The sequence below is a fragment of the Citrobacter sp. ANG330 genome (genome assembly GCF_047467925.1).
Classification (GTDB): domain Bacteria; phylum Pseudomonadota; class Gammaproteobacteria; order Enterobacterales; family Enterobacteriaceae; genus Citrobacter_A; species Citrobacter_A amalonaticus_G.
The window spans coordinates 289,560-315,176 of sequence record NZ_JASJUI010000002.1 but is presented as its reverse complement, the minus strand read 5'-3'; the positions used below and the strand labels follow the sequence as shown (position 1 = coordinate 315,176).

Genomic DNA, 25,617 nt, shown 5'->3' with positions numbered 1-25,617 from the left:
TTTGTAGGGGGATTACGGGGGGCTTAACCGGGAAACGCCGTTTCCCGGTCAATAAAACGATCAGGCTTTAAGCAGTTCAGGCCATAAGCGAAGGGTAGTGCGGGTGATTTGCATCAGTTTGTCGAAACCGGCACCTTCCCGGGCGCTGATGGACATCCCCTGCAAAATGCAGCTCAGATACTCGGCAAGATGTTGCACATTGCAGTGTGCCGGGATCTCACCGCGCTCCTGTCGCTGGCGTAAAAATTGCGTTAGCGTCTGTTCCTGCATGGCGTGACGTGATTTCACCGTATGCGCAATGTCGCGTGACGCGGCGGCAAGCGTCGCGGAGGTGTTAATCATAAAGCAACCCGCGGGAGTGTCCTTACTGGTAAAACAGGTTGCCACCGCGGTGAAGTAATCCTCAAGCGCCGCCTCAACGCTTTTCTCTTCGCAGAATAACTGCGCTTCATGTTTTGCCGCGAAGCGGGCGATGTATCTGTCCAGCACTGCGCGGAATAGTCCCTCTTTATTGGTAAATTCCGCATACAGCGTTGGCGCTTTCGCACCTGTTGCTTCAACAAGATCAGAAAGCGATGTCGCCTCATAACCGTGCTGCCAGAAGAGTGTCATGGCCTTATCAAGCGCGGCTTCCCTGTCGAACACTTTTGGTCGGCCACGGCTTTTTTTAACACAACTTGTCGATTCAGTTGTCATGATGCCGTTGTACCTTAATGGGTTTAGTGAACAACCATTATAAAAATAAACCCGCATGGGCTCCAGCGCATTCGCGAGAAAAATATTTCCAGCTTAGTCGTATGAAAGATAAGCGCTTTTGATTTTATATAACGATCGTTATAAAAAATGGGTTGACGTGTGACCTGGATCACATCTATCATTTACCTATCGATCGTTAAGTAAATGCTTACGACGCCCAATCATCTGCAAAAGGTCACTATTATGAAAAACGTAAAAACACTCATCGCTGCTGCTGTTCTGAGTTCACTGTCATTCGCAAGCTTCGCGGCTGTAGAAGTTCAGTCCACCCCTGCCGGCCAGCAAAAAGTCGGCACCATCTCGGCTAACGCAGGGACTAACCTGAGTTCACTGCAGGATGAGCTGGCGCAGAAAGCGGATGCTATGGGGGCGAAATCTTTCCGTATCACTTCTGTGACGGGTCCGAACAACCTGCACGGTACTGCGGTCATTTACAAATAAGCATTAACCCTCATTAATGCCTGCTACTGCTTAAACGCGACATAAAAAAGCCCCGCTGGATACACAGATTCAGCGGGGCTTTTTCATATCCGGAACGGTTACATCGACTGCTGTTCCACCTCACGATGGCGTCTGACATCGACCGGCATCCCGGAGCGAACATCCATTACATGCTGCATCACCGCTGCGTCTGTTTGTGCAGAATCCTTAAACGCCTGCAGGGTGCTGTTCAGCACAATAGGCAGAACCTGCGGGTCATCATCAATATTCTTCGACAGTGGCTGGTGGACTTCAACCAGACGCGTCCCGTCCGGCTCAACCGAGGCTTTGATCGGGGTATTGATGATATTCACTTTGGTGCCAGGCGTAACCTGTCTGAACAGTGTCTCGATGTCGCCATCTCGCAGGCGAATACAGCCAGAGCTGACGCGCATGCCAATACCGAAATCGGCGTTGGTACCGTGAAGCAGATAGACACCGCCGTACGCGGCTAAGCGAATAGCATGGTGTCCCATTGGGTTATCCGGACCAGCAGGGACAACTGCGGGCAGGTCGATGCCTTGCGCTTTATAGCGGGCGCGAATATTCGCCGTCGGCGTCCAGGTTGGGTTGGCGCGCTTGTCGGAGACGGTCGTGACCATCGTCGGGGTCAGGGTATCACCGCCCAGTTGGCCAATACCGATAGGGTAGACGGTGACCGAATTTTTCCCAGGAGGGTAGTAATAAAGGCGCAGTTCAGCCAGGTTGATGACAATGCCTTGACGCGGGGCATCCGGCAGTAGCGTCTGCAATGGAATGGTCAGCACGCTGCCCGCACGGGGAACGTAAGGATCCACGCCAGGATTCGCCTGCAACAGCGCGAGAAAACCGACGTTATATTTTTTCGCGATGGCTTCCAGCGAACCGCCGTTATTTTCGACAACGTGGTACTTATTTTCTCCGACCACTTTGCTGCCAGGTGGAGGAAGAGGCCAGGTATTCGCCTGTGCGGGAAGCGCAAACGTAATGCTGGCGGTGAGCGCAAAAAATGCCAGCCAGCGGGAGAGTCGCATCTTGTTCATTATCATCACAAATCAAAGGGTTATTATGCCAGAGGAGTCCAATGATAATTATGGCGGGGCGGTGTGTCTTTAAATGCAAGTGAAGTGCAAAGAGTTGTAAAGATCGCGGAGATTTGCCTGATGGCGCTGCGCTTATCAGGCCTACGAACAGGAATCGATGTGTAGGCCGGATAAGGCGAAACCGCCATCCGGCACCACACAATTACGCTACGGCGTTTTCTTCCAACTGCTGCATAAACTGACGCACCCAGTCCATCCGCGTTTTCCGTTCGGTCAGATCCTGGATGAATTTCAGTCGGGTCGGCCCGTCAAGACGGAAGTGCTGCGGCTGTTTTTGCAGCAGTCCAATCAGCCAGCTCGGGTTGACATGGTTCTTCTCGGCAAATTCGATAGTGCCGCCTTTCTCGTTGCCTTCCAGTTTACGAATACCCAGCTTCTGCGCCTGTTGACGCAAGCGGGCGATATCCAGCAGGGTACGCGCCGGATCGGGCAGCAGACCGAAGCGGTCGATCAGCTCCACTTTGATCTCTTCAAGTTCATTCTCGCTCTTCGCGCTGGCAATGCGTTTGTAGAACGACAGGCGCGTGTTCACATCGGGGATGTAATCATCCGGCAGCAGCGACGGCATTCGCAATTCAACTTCGGTTTGCTGGCTGGTGAGATCTTCCAGCGACGGTTCGCGTCCGGCTTTCAGGGCATCGACGGCGTTTTCCAGCAGTTCCATATACAGTGAGAAGCCGATGGTTTCCATCGAACCACTCTGTTCTTCCCCGAGCAGTTCGCCCGCGCCGCGGATCTCCAGATCGTGAGTCGCCAGCGCAAAGCCCGCGCCCAGGTCCTCCAGCGAGGCAATCGCTTCCAGACGTTTTTGCGCGTCGGTAGTCATCGCTTTGGGATGTGGAGTCAGTAGCCAGGCATACGCCTGATGATGTGAACGCCCCACGCGGCCGCGCAACTGGTGTAACTGCGCCAGACCGAAGTGATCCGCACGCTCGATAATAATCGTGTTGGCGGTCGGGATATCGATCCCGGTTTCGATAATGGTGGTACAGACCAGCACGTTAAAACGTTGATGGTGGAAGTCGTTCATCACGCGTTCCAGTTCGCGTTCGCGCATCTGTCCGTGACCAATGGCGATCCGCGCTTCCGGCACCAGTTCCGCCAGCCTGTCGGCGGCTTTCTGGATGTTTTCCACATCATTGTAGAGATAGTAAACCTGGCCGCCGCGCAGCACTTCACGCAGAATCGCCTCGCGGACCACCAGCGCATCGTACTCGCGAACAAACGTTTTCACCGCCAGACGGCGCGCTGGCGGCGTGGCGATAATCGACAGATCGCGCATGCCGCTCATCGCCATGTTCAGCGTCCGTGGGATTGGTGTGGCGGTCAGCGTCAGAATGTCCACATCGGCGCGCATCGCTTTAATGCGCTCTTTATGGCGCACGCCGAAACGGTGCTCTTCATCGACGATCAGCAGCCCCAGATCTTTCAGTTTCACATCGCTTTGCAGCAGTTTGTGCGTGCCGATCAGAATATCAATTTTGCCCTCGGCGACCTGTTCCAGGATCTGCGCCTGTTCTTTGGCGCTGCGGAAGCGGGAAAGCATCTCGATGCGCACCGGCCAGTTGGCAAAACGGTCGCGGAAATTATCAAAGTGTTGCTGAGCGAGCAGGGTGGTCGGCACCAGAACTGCCACCTGCTTGTGGTTTTCGACCGCGAGAAACGCGGCGCGCATCGCCACTTCGGTTTTCCCAAATCCAACGTCGCCACACACCAGACGGTCCATCGCCAGCGGCTGACACATATCGCTGAGCACCGCGTTAATCGCCTGCGCCTGGTCGGGAGTGGTTTCGAAAGGGAAGCCGTCGCAGAACAGTTGATACTGCTCGCGATCGTGTTTGAAGGCAAACCCCTCTTTTGCCGCGCGCTGGGCGTAAATGTCCAGCAGTTCGGCTGCCACATCGCGGACTTTTTCCGCCGCTTTTTGCCGGGCGCGCGACCAGGCGTCGCCGCCGAGTTTATGCAGCGGCGCATTCTCTTCAGCGCCACCGGCGTAACGGCTGATAAGATGCAAAGAGGAGACCGGGACGTAAAGTTTGGCGTCATTGGCGTAGGTGAGCATCAGATATTCACCTTTGATCCCGCCCGCTTCCAGCGTGGTCATCCCGGCATAGCGTCCAACGCCGTGCTCCAGATGCACCACGGGCTGACCCGGATGCAACTCCGCCAGGTTGCGGATCAGCGTATCCGGGTTAATGGTACGGCGCGAATCCTGACGACGGCGCGCCACGCGCTCGCCCAGCAGGTCGCTTTCACAGATGAGTGCCAGATTGCGCGTCGTATCGATAAACCCGTGCTCGGCGGCGCCAATCATCAGATAGCGTCCAACATCCGTCGCTTCATCCAGACGCATAATGCGTTTCGGCGCGACTTTGATTCGGGCGAGCAGTTCACCCAGCGCTTCACGGCGACCTTCACTCTCAACCGAGAAAATCACCGGCCCGTTGAAGGACTCAAGGAATTTACGCAGCGCATCCAGCGGTGATTTTTGCTGCGCCTGAACCGCGAGGTCCGGCAGCGACTGGAAGCCTAAGTTGGTATTTGCCGCTTTGGCGGGAAGGTTGTCGGTTTTGAGCTGCACACGGGGCCAGCGCTTGAGTTCAGAAAAAAGCTCATCCACGCGTAGCCAGAGCGATTCCGGCGGCAGCAGCGGACGCATCGGATCCACGCCACGGTTTTCGAAACGCGCCAGCGTATCGGCCTGAAAACGCTCAGCGCTGTTTTCTAAATCGCCGGTATTGACCACCAGCGTATTGGCCGGGAAATAGCTAAACAGCGGCGGCAGCGGCTCGCTGAAAAACAGCGGCTGCCAGTATTCGATCCCCGCCGGTAAGGTGCCTTTGCTGACCTGCTGATAGATATGCTCAGCGTCGCGCTTCACCTCGAAGGTATCGCGCCACTGGCTGCGAAACAGCTCGATCGCCGTTTTGTCGGTCGGGAACTCGTGGGCAGGCAGCAGATTGATGGCGTCGACTTCTTCCAGCGTGCGTTGGGTATCCGCGTCAAACAGGCGCAGACTGTCAATTTCATCGTCGAAGAAATCCAGACGATAGGGCTGTTCGCTGCCCATGGGGTACAAATCCAGCAGCGCGCCGCGAGTGGCGTATTCGCCATGTTCCATGACCTGATCAACGTGCCGGTAACCCGCGCTGTCGAGCTGTAAACGCAGGGCATCGCGCGATAAACGCTGACCTTTTTTCATCACCAGCGCATGGCCGTGCAGATAGCTGTGCGGGCAGACGCGCTGCATCAGGGTATTGACCGGCACGATCAGCACGCCGCGCTGCATTGACGGCAACTGATACAGCGTGGAGAGACGTGAGGAGATAATTTCCTGATGCGGAGAGAAACTGTCGTAGGGCAGGGTTTCCCAGTCCGCGAGGCTCATGACCATTTGATCGGTAAACTGACGAATTTCATCATGCAGGCGCAGCGCGTTTTGCATATCGGGCGCCACGAGCACGACGGGGCCGGTATGACGTTCGGCAATTTCCGCCACCAGCGTGGCGCAGGCAGCCCCGGTCAGTTCACCCAACAGGCGCTGGTCGCCCGCTTTCACGGGCAGCGTATAACGTTGTTGTACAGGCATTCGGTTGTCAGAATCTCTTGTAGGTAGTCGTCTGATAGCAATGCCCTTTATTATCCGTGATCGCTCCTCATTAGCAAATTGAATCGCCCCCACATGAGGGCGAAAGGTTTAGCGGGAATAGCTAACGGCTTGCGGGCGGGAAGGCGGAGAGAAGAGGATATCGCCGAACAGGTGATGAGACAGTTTACGTACCGCAAGACCTGCCAGTGTACAGATCAACAGGCTGGCAAAGGGATAGATCAGCAACAGAGCCAGTTCCAGTTCGGGGGACCAGACGGCGGCATTGATTTGTGGGATCAATAGCAAGCTGAACGCCTCCACCAGAATGCGGTGCGTGGTATAAATCGCGATGGTGTTCGAACCGATCACATTAAGCAGGCTGGATTCACGCATACCGAAGCGTTGCTCATACTGATAAAACAACTTCATGATCAGCACAATCGAAACCAACGACAGCAGCAATGAGACATTAAACAGCCATGCCGCGAAAGCCAGCACGAAGACTGCCGCGCTGGGCAGCGCATAACGGCGCAACGGCACCTCTTTAATCCATGCCATCAGCGGGACGCCAAACCAGGCGCCGAGGCTGTAATAGGGCAGGTTGCGGATCACGCTGTTCATTCCCCACCACGGTGTGGCAACAAAATTGACCGTCACGCTCAGTACGACAAACAGGGTGAACAGCGGTACAGCCCAGCGGCTGAACATTTTGCAGACCACGAAATAGACAATGAGTGCGTACAGATACCAGAGGCTGGTGCTGGCAGTCAGCATGCCGTGAAGGAACTGGCTGACGGAACCGGCATAAGCCGCGTTGGAGGCGTTATGCAGATCCCGTTCCGGCGCGAGCAAGTTGTTCAGGGCGCTGAGCGCCATCCACTGGGCCACCCCCCACAGCGCCAGCACCCAGAAGATACTCCAGACTCGCTTGTTGACGCTCGCTTTCCAGCTCACGCTGTCGATATAGCGGCGTATCAAAAACCCTGAAATAAAGAAAAATACCGGCATGCGAAACGGGGCGAGATAGAGATTAACGTAAATCCAGCATTTCGACAGCAGTTGTGAAAGGGGCAACTGGAAGTGGGTCAGGTGGGGGTAGAAGGTGATGACCGAGTGATAGATGACGACCAGACAGATACATAATCCTTTGATTTGGTTGATCCACAGTTCTTTTTGTTTCATCAGGACAGCGTGCTCGCGTTATTCAACATAGCCTGTGATCCTGCGGGGTGACGCGGGTGCTGTAATGCGTAACATTCTGCATTTTGATTTTTTAAGAAAAGGATCAGGGTCGGTGAGGACGATATCCTGCGTCTGTCGCACGGTGGATCATTTTCGACTGTGTACTGACGAACACTTACGGTTCAGGCGTTTACCCATGCGGCTTTCGCTTATATACTCGTGACTTTGCTAACAGCAACCAGACGGATTTCATGTACCAACCTGTCGCTCTATTCATCGGCCTGCGTTACATGCGCGGGCGTGCAGCAGATCGCTTCGGTCGCTTTGTCTCCTGGCTTTCCACCATCGGCATTACCCTTGGGGTGATGGCGCTGGTCACGGTTTTGTCAGTGATGAACGGTTTTGAACGTGAACTGCAAAATAACATCCTGGGGTTGATGCCTCAGGCCATTCTCTCTGCGGAGCAAGGCTCCCTGAATCCTCAGCAACTGCCCGAAAGCGCCGTAAAACTGAACGGTGTGAATCGTATTGCGCCTCTGACCACCGGCGATGTCGTGCTGCAAAGCGCGCGCAGCGTGGCAGTCGGAGTGATGCTGGGTATCGATCCGGCACAAAAAGATCCACTGACGCCGTATCTGGTCAATGTGAAGCAAACCGATCTGCAGCCAGGCAAGTATAATGTCATCCTCGGTGAGCAGCTTGCCGGTCAGCTCGGAGTGAATCGTGGCGATCAAATTCGCGTGATGGTGCCGTCAGCCAGTCAGTTCACGCCGATGGGCCGTCTGCCAAGCCAGCGTCTGTTTACGGTGATCGGCACCTTTGCGGCGAACAGCGAAGTCGATGGCTACCAGATGCTAACTAACATTCAGGATGCGTCACGCATCATGCGCTATCCGGCCGGAAATATTACCGGCTGGCGTTTGTGGCTGAATGAGCCGCTGAAGGTGGATTCGCTCAGTCAGCAGACGCTGCCGGAAGGGACGAAATGGCAGGACTGGCGCGAGCGTAAAGGTGAACTGTTTCAGGCCGTGCGGATGGAAAAGAACATGATGGGGCTGCTGTTGAGCCTGATCGTGGCGGTTGCCGCGTTTAATATTATTACCTCGTTAGGTCTGATGGTGATGGAGAAGCAGGGAGAAGTGGCTATTTTGCAGACGCAGGGGCTGACGCCGCGACAGATCATGATGGTCTTTATGGTGCAGGGGGCCAGCGCCGGGATTATTGGCGCGCTGCTGGGGGCCGCGCTGGGTGCGCTGTTGGCCAGTCAGCTCAATACCCTGATGCCGGTTATCGGTATCCTGCTGGACGGTGCGGCGCTGCCGGTGGCGATCGAGCCGCTGCAGGTCATCGTTATTGCGCTGGTGGCGATGGCCATCGCGTTGCTTTCCACGCTTTATCCTTCCTGGCGCGCTGCCGCCACCCAACCCGCTGAGGCTTTACGTTATGAATAATATCCTGTTGCAATGCGACAAACTGTGCAAACGCTATCAGGAAGGTTCCGTGCAAACTGACGTATTGCACGATGTCAGCTTCAGCGTGGGCGAAGGCGAAATGATGGCGATTGTCGGCAGTTCCGGCTCCGGCAAAAGTACACTGCTTCATCTGCTGGGTGGGCTGGATACGCCGACCTCCGGCGATGTGATTTTCAGCGGCCAGCCGATGAGCAAACTGTCGTCGGCGGCGAAAGCGGAATTGCGTAACCAGAAACTCGGCTTTATCTATCAGTTTCATCACCTGCTGCCGGATTTTACCGCGCTGGAAAACGTGGCGATGCCCCTACTGATTGGCAAGCACAAACCGGCCGAAATTGACACAAGGGCGCGTGAAATGCTGAAAGCGGTAGGACTGGATCATCGTGCCAGCCACCGTCCGTCTGAACTCTCCGGCGGTGAGCGTCAGCGTGTGGCGATTGCCCGTGCGCTGGTGAATAACCCGCGCCTGGTGCTGGCGGATGAACCGACCGGTAACCTGGATGCGCGCAACGCCGACAGTATCTTCCAGCTTCTGGGCGAGCTGAACCGCTCGCAGGGCACCGCTTTTCTGGTCGTTACTCACGATTTGCAACTGGCGAAGCGCATGAGTCGCCAGCTGGAAATGCGTGACGGACGCCTGACGGCAGAACTGAGCCTGATGGGAGCGGAGTAATGGCCTCGCCTTTATCGTTATTAATCGGCCTGCGCTTTAGTCGGGGACGGCGGCGCGGCGGCATGGTATCGCTGATCTCGGTGATCTCAACCATCGGTATCGCGCTGGGCGTGGCGGTTCTGATCGTCGGTTTGAGCGCCATGAACGGCTTTGAACGCGAACTGAATAACCGCATTCTGGCCGTGGTGCCGCACGGCGAGATTGAAGCGGTTAATCAACCGTGGACCCACTGGCGCGATGCGCTGGAGAAGGTGCAGAAGGTGCCTGGTATTACGGCAGCCGCGCCGTACATTAACTTTACCGGGCTTGTGGAGAGCGGGGCGAATCTGCGCGCCATTCAGGTGAAAGGCGTGGATCCGCAGCAGGAACAGCGCCTGAGCGCGCTGCCTTCGTTTGTGCAGAATAACGCCTGGGCTGATTTTAAAGCTGGTGAACAGCAAATCATTATCGGTAAGGGAGTGGCTGACGCGCTGAAAGTGAAGCAGGGGGACTGGGTTTCTATCATGATCCCCAACGCTAATGCCGATCATAAGTTGATGCAGCCCAAACGCGTGCGCCTGCACGTTGCCGGGATTTTGCAGTTGAGCGGTCAGCTTGACCACAGCTTCGCGATGATCCCGATGGCCGATGCCCAGCAGTATCTGGAGATGAACAACACGGTTTCCGGCATTGCGCTGAAGGTTAATGACGTCTTCAATGCCAACAAACTGGTGCGTGATGCAGGCGAAGTGACCAACAGCTATGTCTATATCAAGAGCTGGATTGGCACCTATGGCTATATGTACCGGGATATCCAGATGATCCGCGCCATCATGTATCTGGCGATGGTACTGGTGATAGGTGTCGCCTGTTTTAACATCGTTTCAACATTAGTGATGGCGGTAAAAGACAAGAGCGGCGATATTGCGGTATTAAGAACGCTGGGGGCGAAAGATGGCCTGATTCGCGCCATTTTTGTCTGGTACGGCCTGCTGGCGGGGCTGTTTGGCAGCCTGATCGGCGTAGTCATTGGCGTGGTGGTATCGTTGCAACTGACGCCAATTATTAACGGTATCGAAAAACTGATCGGCCATCAGTTTCTTTCCGGGGATATCTATTTTATCGACTTCCTGCCATCCGAATTACATTGGCTGGATGTGATTTACGTGCTGGTCACCGCACTGTTGCTGAGTTTGTTAGCGAGTTGGTATCCGGCGCGTCGCGCCAGTAACATCGATCCTGCAAGAGTACTCAGCGGCCAGTAACCCTAATGGCGTGAGAGATAAACAACATCCTTTATGCCGCCGCACAGAGGTCGCCTGAAGGATGAAGTGCATAAAACAAGGAGCGGCAATGTACTACGGGTTTGATATTGGTGGGACAAAAATTGCGCTGGGCGTTTTTGACAACGAGCGGAAATTACAGTGGGAAAAGCGTGTTCCCACCCCGCGCGATAGCTATGACGCATTTTTAGAGGCCGTATGCGAACTGGTGACCGAAGCCGACCTGCGATTTGGCGTGAAAGGTTCGGTGGGCATTGGCATTCCGGGTATGCCGGAAACCGAAGATGGCACGCTGTACGCCGCGAATGTCCCCGCCGCCAGTGGCAAACCCCTGCGCGCCGATCTCAGCGAGCGACTGGATCGCGACGTGCGGCTCGACAACGATGCAAACTGTTTTGCCCTGTCTGAAGCCTGGGATGACGAGTTCACCCGCTACCCGTTGGTGATGGGGCTGATCCTCGGCACAGGCGTCGGTGGCGGTTTGATCCTCAACGGAAAACCGATCACCGGGCGGAGTTATATTACCGGCGAGTTCGGTCATATGCGTCTGCCGGTTGATGCGCTCGCGCTGATGGGGCTGGATTTCCCGCTGCGTCGCTGTGGATGCGGTCAACTTGGCTGCATTGAAAATTATCTCTCCGGGCGGGGATTTGCCTGGTTGTATCAGCATTACTATCATCAACCGCTACAGGCGCCAGAAATCATTTCGCTGTGGGAACAGGGAGATGAGCGGGCGCGGGCGCACGTTGAGCGTTATCTGGATTTGCTGGCAGTGTGTCTGGGAAATATCCTGACTATTGTCGACCCGGATCTGGTCGTCATCGGCGGTGGATTGTCGAACTTTACGGCCATTACCACCGAACTTGCGGACAGACTGCCGCGTCATCTGCTTCCTGTGGCACGAGTGCCCCGCATCGAGCGAGCACGACACGGTGATGCCGGTGGGATGCGTGGTGCTGCCTTCTTACATCTTACCGATTAATCAAAAGAGGTTGCTATGCTGTCGCGTCGGGGTCATCGGTTAAGTCGATTTCGGAAAAACAAACGCCATCTGCGCGAGCGCCTTCGTCAACGGATCTTTTTCAGAGACAGAGTGGTACCGGAAGTGATGGAAAAACCAAGAGTTTTGGTGCTTACAGGAGCAGGGATTTCTGCGGAGTCTGGTATTCGTACCTTCCGTGCCGCAGATGGTCTGTGGGAAGAGCACAGGGTTGAAGATGTGGCGACGCCGGAAGGCTTTGCGCGTAATCCCGCGCTGGTGCAGTCTTTCTATAATGCCCGTCGTCGGCAATTGCAACAACCTGAAATCCAGCCTAACCCGGCGCACATCGCGCTGGCAAAGCTGGAAGAGGCGCTGGGCGACCGCTTTCTGCTGGTGACACAGAATATCGATAACCTGCATGAGCGAGCGGGCAACCAGAATATCATCCATATGCATGGCGAGTTGCTGAAAGTGCACTGTTCGCAGAGTGGGCAGATTCTGGAGTGGACGGGAGATGTGACGCCGGAAGACAAATGCCACTGCTGTCAGTTCCCGGCACCGTTGCGCCCGCACGTGGTGTGGTTTGGCGAGATGCCGCTCGGAATGGATGAAATCTATATGGCGCTGGCGATGGCGGATGTATTTATCGCCATTGGCACCTCCGGACACGTTTATCCGGCGGCCGGGTTTGTTCATGAAGCGAAACTGCACGGCGCGCATACCGTTGAACTGAATCTGGAACCGAGCCAGGTCGGCAGCGAGTTTGAAGAGAAATATTACGGGCCGGCCAGTCAGGTGGTGCCAGAGTTTGTGGAGAAGTTACTGAACGGGCTGTGACGGAATTACTGTGCCGGATAAGCGAAGCGCCTTATCCGGCATCAACAACACTACGCGCGTTTCGCCGTTAATTCAGCAATTCGCACAATCACCTGCACCGCTTTCTCCATACCTTCCAGCGTCACAAACTCATGTTTACCATGATAATTGTAGCCACCGGTGAACAGGTTAGGGCATGGCAATCCCATGAAAGAGAGCTGCGCGCCGTCTGTACCGCCGCGAATCGGTTTCATATCCGGCTGAATATCGCAGTCTCGCATCGCCTGCTGCGCGATATCCAGAACATGCGGATGTTCAACCACTTTTTCGCGCATATTGTAGTAACTATCTTCGATCACCAGTTCAATGTAGCAGTCCGGATGCAACCCTTTTCCAACCTTCCTTGCGATTTCCATCATCTTACGCTTGCGCGCTTCAAACTGTTTGCGGTCGAAATCGCGAATGATGTAGTGCATATCAGCGCGATCCACGGTGCCTTTCATGCTCGCCAGGTGATAAAAACCTTCATACCCTTCCGTCATTTCAGGGCTTTCATCCGCCGGAACCTCGGCGTGAATGCGCGCCGCCAGAGATAATGCGTTAACCATGACGCCTTTCGCCGTTCCCGGATGCACGTTATTGCCGACAATTTTGATATTCACCGAAGCCGCATTGAAGTTTTCAAACTCCAGTTCACCCACGCCACCGCCGTCAACGGTGTAGGCCCATCTGGCGTCAAAGGCTTCTACATCAAAGTGCTTCGCCCCTTTACCAACCTCTTCATCCGGCGTAAAGGCGACGCGAATATCGCCATGCGGAATATTTTTATCCTTCAGCACCGCCAGCGCGGTCATGATTTCCGCTACACCCGCTTTGTCATCCGCCCCCAGCAGCGTTTTACCATCGGTGGTGATCAGCGTTTGTCCGAGCAACTGATGTAGCACCGGGAACATCACCGGCGACAGCACTTCATCACCGATGCCCAGGGCAATATCTCCGCCGCGATAGTTCTCAACGATCTGCGGATTCACGTGCTTACCGCTGAAATCCGGTGAGGTATCCACATGGGAAATGAAACCGATAGCAGGGATATCGCCAGGGACATTCGCTGGCAAGGTGGCCATCAACGTCCCTTTGTCACTTAATGTCACATTGACCAGCTCCATCTCTTCGAGCTGCTGTTTGAGCAAATTTAATAACTTCCATTGTCCCTCAGTACTGGGAACCTGTCTCACACCCGCTTTCGATTGGGTATCCAATGAAACGTAGTGTAGAAAACGCTCAAGTAGTTTATCCATGCAGTCACCCTCACTATTTGTGACAACATTATCAGTAAGCCACAAAAGACAAATATTGCGTCAGGTCACTTTTATCCCCGCAAACGAGAATATTTCGCTTCAGACCCGCCTTATTCACGAAATGTATACAAAACGTATCAGGCAGCATTACAGCGCCAGGCCCCGAACGGGCCGGTAACATGCAGCCAACAAACAGGCAGCCTGAAGAATGAAGTGTAGAGTAATTGGCAACAAACATTGGCGATGACAACGGTTTGCCGTAGAATTACGGCCCTCATTAAGAGTCACCAAGGTGGTCAACCACAAACCCCGCATCGGTCAGCCATCCGTTGCGTCTACATGGGACAGAGTAAAAAATTGAATAAACAACCGCGTTCGCTTTCACCGCTGGTTCTTTTGTCAGGTATCAGCAAAAGCTTCGATGGAAAAGAGGTCATTTCTGAACTGGATTTGACCATCAATAATGGCGAGTTCCTCACGCTGCTTGGCCCTTCTGGCTGCGGTAAAACAACCGTTTTGCGCCTGATTGCCGGTCTGGAAACCGTAGATTCCGGGCACATCATGCTCGATAACGAGGATATCACCCACGTACCGGCAGAAAACCGCTATGTGAATACCGTCTTTCAAAGCTATGCGTTATTCCCCCACATGACTGTTTTTGAAAATGTGGCGTTCGGTTTGCGCATGCAGAAAACGCCTGCGGCAGACATCACGCCGCGCGTACTGGAAGCGCTGCGGATGGTGCAACTGGAAGAGTTTGCCCAGCGCAAGCCACATCAACTCTCCGGCGGCCAACAGCAGCGCGTGGCGATTGCCCGTGCGGTGGTGAATAAACCCCGCCTGTTGCTGTTAGATGAATCGCTCTCTGCGCTGGACTATAAGCTGCGAAAGCAGATGCAGAACGAACTGAAAGCCTTGCAGCGTAAGCTCGGCATCACGTTCGTGTTCGTGACGCACGATCAGGAAGAAGCCCTGACGATGTCCGATCGCATCGTCGTGATGCGCTATGGGCGCATTGAACAGGACGGCACGCCGCGTGAAATTTATGAAGAGCCGAAAAACCTGTTTGTCGCTGGATTCATTGGCGAAATCAATATGTTTAACGCCACGGTGATCGAGCGTCTGGACGAACAGCGCGTCCGTGCTGACGTCGAAGGCCGTGAATGCAATATCTACGTCAACTTTGCCGTTGAGCCAGGGCAGAAACTGCACGTTCTGCTACGCCCGGAAGATCTGCGCGTGGATGAAATCAACGACGACAACCACATTGACGGCCTGATCGGCTACGTTCGTGAACGTAACTATAAGGGCATGACGCTGGAGTCCGTGGTTGAACTGGAAAATGGCAAGATGGTGATGGTCAGTGAATTCTTCAATGAAGATGATCCGGACTTTGACCACTCTCTCGATCAGAAAATGGCCATTAACTGGGTAGAAAGCTGGGAGGTCGTACTGGCTGATGAAGAGCACAAGTAAATTCCAGAATGTGGTGATTGTCACTATCGTCGGTTGGCTTGTGCTGTTTGTCTTTCTGCCCAACCTGATGATCATTGGCACCAGCTTTTTGACCCGTGACGATGCCAGCTTCGTTAAAATGGTCTTTACGCTGGACAACTACGCACGCCTGCTCGATCCGCTCTATTTCGAAGTGCTGCTGCACTCGCTGAATATGGCGCTGATCGCCACTCTCGCCTGTCTCGTGCTCGGCTATCCATTTGCCTGGTTTCTGGCGCGATTGCCACAAAAGGTCCGTCCGCTATTGCTGTTTCTGCTGATTGTTCCTTTCTGGACCAACTCACTGATCCGTATCTATGGGCTGAAAATTTTCCTCAGTACCAAAGGGTATCTCAATGAATTTCTGCTCTGGCTGGGCGTTATTGATACGCCGATGCGCATTATGTTTACCCCGAGCGCGGTCATTATCGGTCTGGTGTATATCCTGCTGCCGTTTATGGTGATGCCGCTGTATTCCAGCATTGAGAAACTCGACAGACCGTTGCTGGAAGCGGCAAAAGATCTGGGTGCCAGTAAATTGCAGACCTTTATTCGGATAATCATTCCGCTGACCATGCCAGGGATTATTGCCGGCTGTCTGCTGGTGATGCTGCCGGCGATGGGGCTGTTTTACGTCTCGGATCTGATGGGCGGTGCAAAGAACCTGCTGATCGGTAACGTGATTAAAGTTCAGTTCCTGAACATTCGCGACTGGCCGTTTGGCGCGGCGACCAGCATTACGTTGACGATCGTGATGGGTCTGATGCTGTTGGTTTACTGGCGAGCCTCCCGACTGCTGAATAAAAAGGTGGAACTCGAATGATCGGTCGACTGCTTCGCGGCGGTTTTATGACCGCTATCTACGCGTACCTGTATATTCCTATCATCATTTTGATTGTGAATTCCTTTAACAGCTCGCGCTTTGGCATCAACTGGCAAGGTTTTACCACCAAATGGTATGGCCTGTTGATGAATAACGACAGCTTGCTCCAGGCCGCACAGCACTCGCTGACAATGGCCATTTTTTCCGCGACGTTTGCCACGATGATCGGTTCGCTGACCGCCGTTGCGCTATATCGCTACCGTTTTCGCGGTAAGCCGTTCGTCAGCGGAATGCTGTTTGTGGTGATGATGTCGCCGGATATCGTCATGGCGATTTCACTGCTGGTGCTGTTTATGCTGCTGGGTATCCAGTTAGGCTTCTGGTCACTGCTGTTCTCGCATATCACTTTCTGTCTACCTTTTGTGGTGGTCACGGTCTATTCGCGGCTGAAAGGGTTTGACGTACGGATGCTGGAAGCGGCAAAAGATCTGGGTGCCAGCGAAATCACCATTCTGCGAAAAATCATTCTGCCGCTGGCAATGCCCGCCGTCGCGGCAGGCTGGCTGCTGAGCTTTACCCTGTCGATGGACGATGTGGTGGTTTCATCGTTCGTCACCGGGCCTGGCTATGAAATTCTACCGTTGAAGATCTACTCAATGGTGAAAGTCGGCGTTTCACCAGAGGTGAATGCGCTGGCGACCATTCTGTTGGTGTTATCGCTGGTTCTGGTGATCGCCAGCCAACTTATTGCTCGTGATAAAACAAAAGTTCAGGGGACGTTAAAATGATGAAATGGTCACGCCACCTGCTCGCGGCAGGCGCTCTCGTAATGGGTATGAGCGCTGCGCACGCGGACGACAGTAAAACACTCTATTTCTACAACTGGACCGAGTATGTTCCGCCAGGACTGCTGGAACAGTTCACTAAAGAGACCGGCATCAAGGTTATTTACTCGACCTACGAGTCGAATGAAACCATGTACGCCAAGCTCAAAACCTATAAAGACGGCGCATACGACCTGGTCGTGCCCTCGACGTATTACGTCGATAAAATGCGTAAAGAAGGCATGATTCAGAAGATTGATAAGTCGAAGTTATCCAACTTTAACAATCTCGATCCGGAGATGCTGAACAAGCCGTTCGATCCCAACAATGACTACTCCATTCCGTACATCTGGGGCGCGACGGCTATCGGCGTGAACAGCGACAGTATTGACCCGAAAACTGTCACCCGCTGGGCTGACCTGTGGAAGCCGGAATACAAAGGCAGTCTGCTGCTGACCGACGATGCGCGCGAAGTGTTCCAGATGGCGTTGCGTAAACTGGGCTATTCCGGCAACACCACCGATCCAAAAGAGATTGAAGCGGCCTATAACGAGCTGAAAAAGCTGATGCCTAACGTTGCCGCGTTTAACTCCGACAACCCGGCGAATCCGTATATGGAAGGCGAAGTGAATCTGGGGATGGTGTGGAACGGCTCTGCGTTCGTTGCGCGCCAGGCCGGTACGCCGCTGGAAGTGGTATGGCCGAAAGAAGGCGGCATCTTCTGGATGGACAGCCTTTCAATTCCTGCAAACGCCAAAAACAAAGAGGGCGCGCTGAAGTTGATCAACTTCCTGCTGCGCCCGGATGTCGCGAAAGAGGTGGCAGAGACCATCGGCTACCCGACGCCAAACCTTGCGGCACGTAAGCTGTTAAGCCCGGAAATCGCCAACGATAAATCGCTCTATCCGGATGCGGAAACCATCAGCAAAGGCGAATGGCAGAACGATGTGGGCTCCGCCAGTGCGATTTATGAAGAGTATTATCAGAAGCTGAAAGCAGGACGCTAACTCAGCGCTATGCCGGGTGACGACGTCGCTTTACCCGGCCTACATGTAATGCGTGTGTCAATGGGCACTGCGCCATAGGCCGGATAAGACGCGTTAGCGTCGTCATCCGGCCTGATTTCAGTCTTACCCTTCGAAGAACCAGTATCCGCTGTTGACCAGGGCGGCCAGCATGGCGAGAAACGACGGGTCTTCCAGCGCGTCACCAAAGTTTTCGGCAGTCAACACAATATGGCTGGCGAGCGCTTCCAGCGCCGGACGGTGCGGCGAATCAATTCTCTCGCCATTGGCATAAACGTCATCCCCCACACGCAGAACCCGTAATCCCCCAAGACGCACCAGCACATCGCCTTGTTTCAGGGCATCGTAGATTTCATCAGGCTGATACGGCGGCTCCGGCGGCGCAATATCCAGTTCATGACGCGACTGGGAGATAAACTCACCAAACCACTGTTTAAAATGCTCCGGCTGATTAATCAAATCCAGCATCATAGTGCGCAGTTTGTCCATCTCCTGCGGCAGGATGTCAGCAGGATGCTCACGCGACGGCAGGTCCGGGTCGCTGTAATAAGTACTGCCCAGCTCACGTTGCAGGACGTAGTCGGCAAACCCGCTGATCAATTCGCGGGTATTCGGCGCACGGAAGCCAACGGAGTAGTTCATCGCATTTTCCAGCGCATAGCCTTCATGCGGGAATCCCGGTGGGATATAGAGAATATCACCTGGCTCCAGTTCTTCATCGATGATGGCTTCAAACGGATCGACCTGCAGCAGGTCCGGATGTGGGCAGTGCTGTTTCATCTGCAACTTTTCACCCACGCGCCAGCGACGACGACCGGTTCCCTGAATGATAAACACATCGTATTGATCGAGATGTGGACCTACGCCGCCGCCGGGAACCGAGAAGGAGATCATCAGATCGTCAATTCGCCAGTCGGGCAGGGCGCGGAAGGGGCGCATCAGCGCGGCAGTCGGCTCATGCCAGTGGTTCACCGCCTGCACCAGTAACGACCAGTTATTCTCGCCGAGATGGTCATAGCTTTCGAACGGGCCGTGGCTGACCTGCCATTTGCCATCCTGATGGCTTACCAGACGGCTGTCGACTTCGCTTTCCATCGCCAGTCCTGCGAGTTCGTCAGGGGAGAGGGGATCGATGAAGTTATTAAAGCCGCGTTTTAACACCACCGGGCGCTTTTGCCAGTGACGTTCAAGAAATTCGGGCCAGTTGAGTGTTAATTGGTATTCCATATTGAGCTTCCACAGGCTGGGGCGGGTATCTGTCACCGATTATAACGGATGCTTAACCAGATGCGTGCAGTTGGCTCATATTTATTACATTTTGGTTTAGTCGTCTTTCTGTCCCGGCTGTTGATGACCAAAAATGACTTCCATACGCGCACCGCCGAGCAGGCTGTCGCTGGCAGTAATTTTTCCGTCGTATTGCTCGGTAATTTCTCGTGCTACTGCCAAACCGACCCCTTGCCCCGGACGCATCGTATCCACACGTTGACCGCGGTCAAAGACCAGATCACGCTTGCTGTGCGGGATACCCGGGCCGTCATCTTCCACCACGATGTACAGATGATCGTCGGTCTGGCGGGCAGAAATCTCGACAAACTCCAGACAGTATTTACAGGCGTTATCCAGCACATTGCCCATCACCTCGACAAAGTCGTTCTGCTCGCCGACAAAGCTGATTTCCGGCGAGATATCGAGGCTAATGTTCACCCCTTTACGCTGATACACTTTGTTCAGCGCCGAGGTGAGATTATCCAGCAACGGCGCAACCGGATGTAGTTCGCGGCTCAGCAATACGCCCCCGCCGCGCATACTGGCGCGATGCAGATAGTAGCCAATTTGCTGAGAAATCCGGCTGATCTGTTCGAGCATTACCGGTTCAGCCTCACTGACGCTCATCTTGTCGCTGCGCATTGAGCGCAACGTACTTTGCAGTACGGCCAGCGGCGTTTTCAGGCTGTGAGTGAGATCGGTCAGCGTGGTGCGGTATTTGTCATAACGCTCGCGCTCGCTTTTCAACAGGCGGTTCAGGTTACGTACCAGGCTGGTCAGTTCACGCGTCGTCGCCGGGTTAAGCTGTTCGCGGTGGTGCTCTTCCAGTTCCCGCACTTCGCGTGCCAGCGCTTCGATAGGTCGCAGGCTCCACCAGGCCGCGACCCAGAGCAGGGGAATGACCAGCAGCAGATTGGCCGCCAGCACATAGATAAACCAGCTCCAGACCATATACGAGCGTTTAAGCTCAATCGGAATGGTATCCACCACCACAATCGTCAGTTGCGGCATGCGCGCAGTGGCCGGGTAGACGTTCACCGCTACCGAGTGAGTCATTTCGGCGTCGTCGTCGTCCTCGCGTACCTCTTTCAGGCGTTCCTGAACGGAGTGATCGTCATTAAGCAACGAGCTGGTGGCGCTGATGTCGGCTTCTATCTCATGAAAACCATTACTTTTCAGCCAGTCGGGCTGTATCAGTCTGACCAGCCAGGGGACGTCACGCTGAGCCCACAGCAATTTCCCGTTTTCATCATAGATGAGCGACATTGTGGGACTCTGCATGTCGAGGTGCTCGGGAAGTTCGACGTGGATCGTGTTGTCTTCCCATTTTGCAAGCGTATAGAAGAGGTTGCTCTCGCCGCGCAGCAGGCGAAACGTGGTTTTATCAAAGCTCACGCTATAACCGACCAGCGCGACCATGCCATAAGCCAGAGAGAGCACCAGCACGACACCGGCGGTAGCCAGCAGAAAGCGCAGACGCAGTGACAGCGGGAAAAGATGACGCAACAGTTTATTCATCAGCGCAATTCAAAAAGATAACCCTGACCGCGCACGGTGGTAATGACTTCATCCGGATACTGCGCCTGTATTTTTTTACGCAGGCGACCCATCAGCACATCAATGGTGTGACTTTCGCGTAGCTCGGCGTCAGGGTACAACTGCAACATCAGCGAGTCTTTGCTGACCACTTTGCCATTATTGCGGATTAGCGTTTCCATGATGGTGTACTCAAACGCGGTCAGTTTAATCACCTCATCATTAACCGAAAGCTCGCGGCGAGAGAGATCAACCTGGAAGGGGGGGATAGAGATAATCTGTGAGGCATGGCCGCTGTTACGGCGCATCAGTGCCTGTATCCGCGCGGCGACTTCCTCAATATGGAACGGCTTGGTGACGTAGTCATCCGCACCCGCACTCAGCACTTCCACTTTATCCTGCCAGCTTTCACGGGCGGTCAGCACAAGGACCGGGAGGGACACGTCATTACTCCGCCAACGGCGGATCAGTGAAAGCCCATCTTCATCAGGAAGACCCAAATCGACGATAGCGATGTCAGGCAGGTGTTCGTTAAGGTAATAGTCGGCCTCTTTGGCATCTTCAGCATCGTCAACCTGATGTCCGGCATCCTGAAGCTGAACTTTCAGGTGATGGCGTAATAACGCATTATCCTCAACAACCAGTATACGCATCATCTCTTCTCACTTTATTTACGGTATGAATAGTTTAACGCTGATTATGTAAGTTGGAACCAGCGCAATGAAATTAAATGACTTTTTTTCATCAGTACCCGCCCTTGGGGGCACCTGGGGGCAATGCTGTTGGCATTTGATTATTTAGCATGCTGACCTGGTCCTCGTTCATGTCACCAATCCACTTAGCATAAACCTCGTACACTATGCGGGGATTTTTGAGCCTCGATATATATCCATAAGGTGCATCTAATATAAACTGACTTCTGTTCGCAAGCTTTAGTATTTCCGATAAAACTGCCATTTGTTTATTTACTGTTGAAGGGGAGCGATCTTTTTGATGAGGTCTGACATTGCAAGGTTACCTTATATTAGCACGCAGACGGCCAGGCATTATGAGCAGAACTGTCCGGGGAAACATACGGTCAGGTTACAGCATTCACGGTTACTTAATTTTTCTCACAGATAACTGAGGGAGTGAAACTTCATCGTAAAATCTCACCTGGTTCTCCAGGATTTAGAGGTTGTGGTGAGAGTGGTAAGATCATCAAAGTATGCTGGCTGCCACTTATCAGCGACAGCCCAGCAGATATTGTTGGCTGGTAATTAAAAGAAGAAAGTCACAGCACCATTGATAAATGAATAATCTTTTCCAGTTTTAAACTCCGGCGATACACGATTAAAAGATAAGGTGAAAGCTACAGGAGAATAACCTAAAGTGGCTCCGATCCGATATTCATCAACGGTATGATTAAGGGAGACGGTTTCATTTTTAGTCTGAAGCGTTTTTCCTTGTAATGTATAGTTACGGTCAACTTCGCGGCGTTCCATTCCGGCAAATATCTTGTATATTAAACCATCATTTTTTGATGTGTGCATTAACCCACGAGTTGCAAACAGACCATACCCATTATCTGAGTTCAGGGTTTTGTCATTACCTATGGCAAGCGTTGCACCGTACCCTACATATTCAAAAAGATTTCCACTTACCGCTGATATTTCGGGATAAATGCCAATATTTGTTCCCATGATATCCACATTAGGAGTAAGTGATAGCATTCCTTTAACGGTGTATCCATAACGATTTTCGATTTGATCATCCCATGCCTGGTATTTTTCAGCATTTATAATTTGATGAGCTTTATTCTGGACTTTTTGACCGCCAGCATCCGGTCCTATTACGCCGAAGTCTGTACCCAGGCGATAGCGAAACCAACTATTCGCTAAGGAATTCCATTCAACACCAGTGTATAGAAATGCACTAAAAGCTCTGTCTCCACGTATAGCTGTTGATAACCTCTTATTGTCTCCTGAAGGTGAGTAAATGTCTTGTGCTATATGAAGCGATAACTGGCTTGACTCTGTAACATCATGACTATAACCCAGGAAGAGACCTTGAGTATAATCATCGCGAGCTTCATCTTTATGACTATATATTTTGTTAAGCGCAGTCTGAAAGACACCTGCATCATCATTTGACAATGATAATGCGATGCTATCAGCCTGAACAATGGGGGTCATTAAAAACATTGTGAATAACGCAATGCTGGTTAATGACTTATTCATAAGCATCCTCCTGAAAATTTACCTTTTTTATTAATCGGCCAGGTATTACTTTGTTCATAAATTAACATAAAATAAACATCCTATTTTCTGCAATAAAATGTTGCGAATGTGTTATTTTTTTATCATTTTATATGCCTGATGTGTGGTAAAACAGTATTCAGGTGAGATGTATATGAACAGTAATGCACTTTTGATAAACTCCTGAATATTTATTGCATTTATGGGGTGTCCAGGAGGGTGGGGGCATATTTAAACGGTTGGGTATTCATTTTTCTGTAAGTCAGAAAGATAATAGAGTGTTACTTATGTCCTGAAGAGCAGGATATAATGTATGTTATCGACTCTACTGCAATGATCAGGTTCAATTTGGTTATGCTTTTTTATGCAAAAAAAACCGCATATTACTATGCGGTAAACCATTGGGAAGAATATTAAACACATCTGAATTTCGCAAGTACACTGTAATAAATAACTAAAGTTTGTTCAATATGCCATATGCTCATTGTGATGATCTTTGCATATTATTATCATCTTGTATCTTTTTTATGCGATTATAGGGTGTAACATGAGCACGAGTACAAACTATTTTATCAATCCGTACGGGCAGATGGCTATTCTGCAGTGTATAGCACTTGTACATCGGACTCCTTTAATGCTTGTTCTTCCAGGACATTCATTACTTTGTTCGATTATTTTCCAAAAGGTTTTGTTAAAGGGCGTGACATTATAAATTGTCAATGGAAAGAATTTTCCGTCAATATAAATTCCTGAGTCAGTCTGCATGACACTGGAACCAGGAGGAAGAAAAACATCAGATTCATACCAAATAATGAGCTTTATTTTACACCAAAGGGTTGAAAATGAAATACCACTGGAAGAACATACAATAGTATCGACAACTAACCATTCCATATTAGATACCTTAGCATTGTTAATGGGAGTCTTTCATAGAGGAAAAGTGTAGTTGTTTTTCTTATAACTCATTGAAAAAGATCGATTTTTCTATGTCCTTCTTGTTCGTGAGTTATTGATTTTCTTATTATAAGGATCCTGTGTTGAATCTTTTTGTTTCACTTTTTTAATTTTTGTGTTCATTTTTTATAAATGATTATAGGATCATTGGTTAAATCGTAAGCATCAGTTTTGTCATCATGAGATGAAATTATTCAATCTATGGTATCTATATTTGTTATTGTGTATAGTTACATTCCTGATTATTTTAATCCTTTCCTTCAGAAGCCTGTATTTTTAAGAGCTATTCTCATAACCAGTAGAAACTATGTCAAACCTGGGAGGCCAGTTATCTCAATGAATCGTGGTTATGTCTCTCGTGTGCAACGATGGAAAAGTTTTCGTTTAGTGAAAAATAACGAAGTTGGATTGGTAGTGGTCTTACTTTTTTATGCGATGAGGTTCATTGGAAAAGTGGCGTGGTATGAATGTTTATGTGATAAGATGATTATACAGTGATACCTATGTTAACTATTTATGGTTTATTAACTATAAGGTTGGCTGGCAATGAATACACTACTTTTTCGATTATTAATGTTTATTCTCATGTTTGGTTCTTTCCCATTACAGGCGGAGGTGCCAGATGAAATGAAGCTTGAACGAGTTGTGATAGTAAGTCGCCACGGTGTAAGAGCACCCACAAAGTACACACCATTGATGCAGGAAATCACACCTTACCATTGGCCGCAATGGGATGTTCCGCTAGGCTGGTTGACGACTCGGGGTGGTGAGCTCGTCACCGAATTGGGACGATATCAACAAAAAGTCTTAATCGATAAAGGCGTTCTGGAAAGGAACGGATGTCCGTCACCAGAGCAGGTGGCAGTTATAGCAGATACCGATCAGCGCACTCGTAAAACCGGTGAGGCATTTCTGGCTGGATTTGCGCCGGGATGTAAAAATAAGGTTCATTATCAAAAAGAGCACGATAAAAAAGATCCTCTTTTTAATCCAGTAAAAATGGGGCTGTGCTCTTTTAATGTTTTAAAAACTCAGGAAGCGATTTTGACACGTGCCGAAGGGAACATTGAACGGTACACTCAGCGTTATGACTCTGCATTCCGTACTCTGGAACAGGTTCTCAATTTCTCCCGGTCAGCAGTATGCAGATCAACAAAACAGTCTGGTTGTACGCTACCAGGTGCCTTACCTTCAGAACTTAGGGTTTCTTCGGATAACGTTTCATTATCTGGCGCATGGAGTCTTTCTTCCATGCTGACGGAAATATTTCTATTGCAAGAGGCGCAGGGAATGCCAGAGGTTGCATGGGGGCGAATTCACGGGGAGAAAGAATGGACAGCGTTATTAAGTCTGCATAATGCTCAGTTTGACCTTTTGCAAAGAACTCCCGAAGTTGCCCGTAGTAGAGCAACACCATTACTCGATTTGATCAGTGAAGCATTAGTGAGTAATGAGTCAACAGAAAACTATTACGGAATTAAATTACCCGTCTCATTATTATTTATTGCTGGTCATGATACCAATCTGGCAAATCTCAGTGGGGTATTCGATCTCAACTGGTCTCTTCCTGGGCAGCCTGATAATACACCTCCTGGCGGGGAGCTGGTTTTCGAAAGATGGAAGCGAGTGAGTGACAACACTGACTGGATTCAAATTTCGTTTGTTTATCAGACTCTTCGACAAATGCGTGAATTTAAACCTTTTTCATCTTCATCTCTCCCAAACAAGATTGTGCTTACGCTGCCCTCTTGTCAGGATAAAAGTCCTGAGGGGATGTGTTCATTAAAACGCTTTATTGACCTGGTGCAGACAGCACGTGTTCCAGAATGTGCAGTAATGGCTGATATGAGCCATTAAATATAA

At 51.7% G+C, this 25,617-nt stretch carries 21 protein-coding genes; 11 read left to right on the top strand and 10 right to left on the bottom strand.

Annotation, left to right across the window (positions count from 1 at the left end):
* Positions 1–60: 60 nt before the first annotated feature.
* On the bottom strand, positions 61–696 hold the full coding sequence (comR, locus tag QNN88_RS07270) for a TetR family copper-responsive transcriptional repressor ComR (protein ID WP_414239611.1): 636 nt from the start codon (positions 694–696) through the stop codon (positions 61–63).
* A 243-nt stretch (positions 697–939) separates the two neighbouring features.
* On the opposite strand from comR, the gene bhsA reads away from it, so the two are divergent.
* Entirely contained in the window at positions 940–1,197 is a 258-nt protein-coding gene (bhsA, locus tag QNN88_RS07265) for a multiple stress resistance protein BhsA (protein WP_043001950.1), read from the top strand.
* Between the two features lie 98 nt (positions 1,198–1,295).
* On the opposite strand, the gene ldtC is transcribed toward bhsA, so the two are convergent.
* From ldtC to QNN88_RS07250, 3 genes are all read right to left on the bottom strand, one after another.
* A complete protein-coding gene (gene ldtC / locus QNN88_RS07260) occupies positions 1,296–2,261 on the bottom strand; it encodes a L,D-transpeptidase LdtC (RefSeq protein WP_414239805.1) in 966 nt (321 codons plus the stop codon).
* Positions 2,262–2,460: 199 nt separating this feature from the next.
* Positions 2,461–5,907 (bottom strand): transcription-repair coupling factor, encoded by a 3,447-nt coding sequence (gene mfd / locus QNN88_RS07255; RefSeq protein ID WP_414239610.1) that lies wholly within the window; start codon positions 5,905–5,907, stop codon positions 2,461–2,463.
* 108 nt (positions 5,908–6,015) lie between these two features.
* The gene (locus QNN88_RS07250) at positions 6,016–7,089 is read right to left on the bottom strand and encodes an acyltransferase family protein (protein ID WP_414239609.1); all 1,074 of its coding nucleotides are present in this window, start codon (positions 7,087–7,089) and stop codon (positions 6,016–6,018) included.
* Positions 7,090–7,340: 251 nt separating this feature from the next.
* Between QNN88_RS07250 and lolC the strand changes: the two genes are divergently transcribed.
* From lolC to cobB, 5 genes are all read left to right on the top strand, one after another.
* Positions 7,341–8,540, top strand: coding sequence for a lipoprotein-releasing ABC transporter permease subunit LolC (gene lolC / locus QNN88_RS07245; protein WP_043000963.1), 1,200 nt, complete (start codon positions 7,341–7,343; stop codon positions 8,538–8,540).
* A complete protein-coding gene (gene lolD / locus QNN88_RS07240; protein ID WP_414239608.1) occupies positions 8,533–9,234 on the top strand; it encodes a lipoprotein-releasing ABC transporter ATP-binding protein LolD in 702 nt (233 codons plus the stop codon). The genes lolC and lolD overlap by 8 nt, the downstream gene beginning before the upstream one ends.
* On the top strand, positions 9,234–10,478 hold the full coding sequence (gene lolE / locus QNN88_RS07235; protein ID WP_414239607.1) for a lipoprotein-releasing ABC transporter permease subunit LolE: 1,245 nt from the start codon (positions 9,234–9,236) through the stop codon (positions 10,476–10,478). Before lolD ends, lolE begins: the two co-directional genes overlap by 1 nt.
* A gap of 88 nt (positions 10,479–10,566) precedes the next feature.
* The gene (nagK, locus tag QNN88_RS07230; protein ID WP_414239606.1) at positions 10,567–11,478 is read left to right on the top strand and encodes an N-acetylglucosamine kinase; all 912 of its coding nucleotides are present in this window, start codon (positions 10,567–10,569) and stop codon (positions 11,476–11,478) included.
* 15 nt (positions 11,479–11,493) lie between these two features.
* Positions 11,494–12,315: a Sir2 family NAD+-dependent deacetylase gene (gene cobB, locus QNN88_RS07225; RefSeq protein ID WP_414239605.1), complete on the top strand. Its 822-nt coding sequence runs from the start codon at positions 11,494–11,496 to the stop codon at positions 12,313–12,315.
* 50 nt (positions 12,316–12,365) lie between these two features.
* On the opposite strand, the gene pepT is transcribed toward cobB, so the two are convergent.
* Complete coding sequence (gene pepT, locus QNN88_RS07220) at positions 12,366–13,592, bottom strand: peptidase T (protein WP_414239604.1); 1,227 nt, start codon at positions 13,590–13,592, stop codon at positions 12,366–12,368.
* A 339-nt stretch (positions 13,593–13,931) separates the two neighbouring features.
* Here pepT and potA point away from each other — a divergent pair, with 339 nt between their 5' ends.
* The 4 genes from potA to potD are packed head-to-tail and all read left to right on the top strand — an operon-like array spanning position 13,932 to position 17,740.
* Entirely contained in the window at positions 13,932–15,068 is a 1,137-nt protein-coding gene (gene potA / locus QNN88_RS07215; protein ID WP_414239603.1) for a spermidine/putrescine ABC transporter ATP-binding protein PotA, read from the top strand.
* Positions 15,052–15,909: a spermidine/putrescine ABC transporter permease PotB gene (gene potB / locus QNN88_RS07210; protein WP_414239602.1), complete on the top strand. Its 858-nt coding sequence runs from the start codon at positions 15,052–15,054 to the stop codon at positions 15,907–15,909. The genes potA and potB overlap by 17 nt, the downstream gene beginning before the upstream one ends.
* Positions 15,906–16,697 carry a spermidine/putrescine ABC transporter permease PotC gene (gene potC / locus QNN88_RS07205; RefSeq protein WP_414239601.1) on the top strand — a complete coding sequence of 264 codons (792 nt, stop codon included), beginning with the start codon at positions 15,906–15,908 and terminating at the stop codon, positions 16,695–16,697. Before potB ends, potC begins: the two co-directional genes overlap by 4 nt.
* Complete coding sequence (gene potD, locus QNN88_RS07200; protein WP_414239600.1) at positions 16,694–17,740, top strand: spermidine/putrescine ABC transporter substrate-binding protein PotD; 1,047 nt, start codon at positions 16,694–16,696, stop codon at positions 17,738–17,740. The genes potC and potD overlap by 4 nt, the downstream gene beginning before the upstream one ends.
* Positions 17,741–17,863: 123 nt before the next feature.
* Here potD and roxA read toward each other — a convergent pair whose 3' ends face one another.
* The 5 genes from roxA to iraM form a co-directional block, all read right to left on the bottom strand.
* On the bottom strand, positions 17,864–18,985 hold the full coding sequence (gene roxA, locus QNN88_RS07195) for a [50S ribosomal protein L16]-arginine 3-hydroxylase (RefSeq protein WP_414239599.1): 1,122 nt from the start codon (positions 18,983–18,985) through the stop codon (positions 17,864–17,866).
* Positions 18,986–19,081: 96 nt separating this feature from the next.
* Positions 19,082–20,545, bottom strand: a complete 1,464-nt coding sequence (gene phoQ / locus QNN88_RS07190) for a two-component system sensor histidine kinase PhoQ (RefSeq protein WP_414239598.1) — start codon at positions 20,543–20,545, stop codon at positions 19,082–19,084.
* Positions 20,545–21,216, bottom strand: a complete 672-nt coding sequence (phoP, locus tag QNN88_RS07185; RefSeq protein WP_414239804.1) for a two-component system response regulator PhoP — start codon at positions 21,214–21,216, stop codon at positions 20,545–20,547. The genes phoQ and phoP overlap by 1 nt, the downstream gene beginning before the upstream one ends.
* Positions 21,217–21,822: 606 nt before the next feature.
* Positions 21,823–22,746 carry a lipid A deacylase LpxR family protein gene (locus tag QNN88_RS07180; protein WP_414239803.1) on the bottom strand — a complete coding sequence of 308 codons (924 nt, stop codon included), beginning with the start codon at positions 22,744–22,746 and terminating at the stop codon, positions 21,823–21,825.
* Positions 22,747–23,364: 618 nt separating this feature from the next.
* Positions 23,365–23,694 (bottom strand): anti-adapter protein IraM, encoded by a 330-nt coding sequence (gene iraM, locus QNN88_RS07175; protein WP_414239597.1) that lies wholly within the window; start codon positions 23,692–23,694, stop codon positions 23,365–23,367.
* Between the two features lie 606 nt (positions 23,695–24,300).
* Between iraM and QNN88_RS07170 the strand changes: the two genes are divergently transcribed.
* Positions 24,301–25,611 (top strand): AppA family phytase/histidine-type acid phosphatase, encoded by a 1,311-nt coding sequence (locus QNN88_RS07170; protein ID WP_414239596.1) that lies wholly within the window; start codon positions 24,301–24,303, stop codon positions 25,609–25,611.
* The last annotated feature ends 6 nt before the right edge of the window (positions 25,612–25,617 follow it).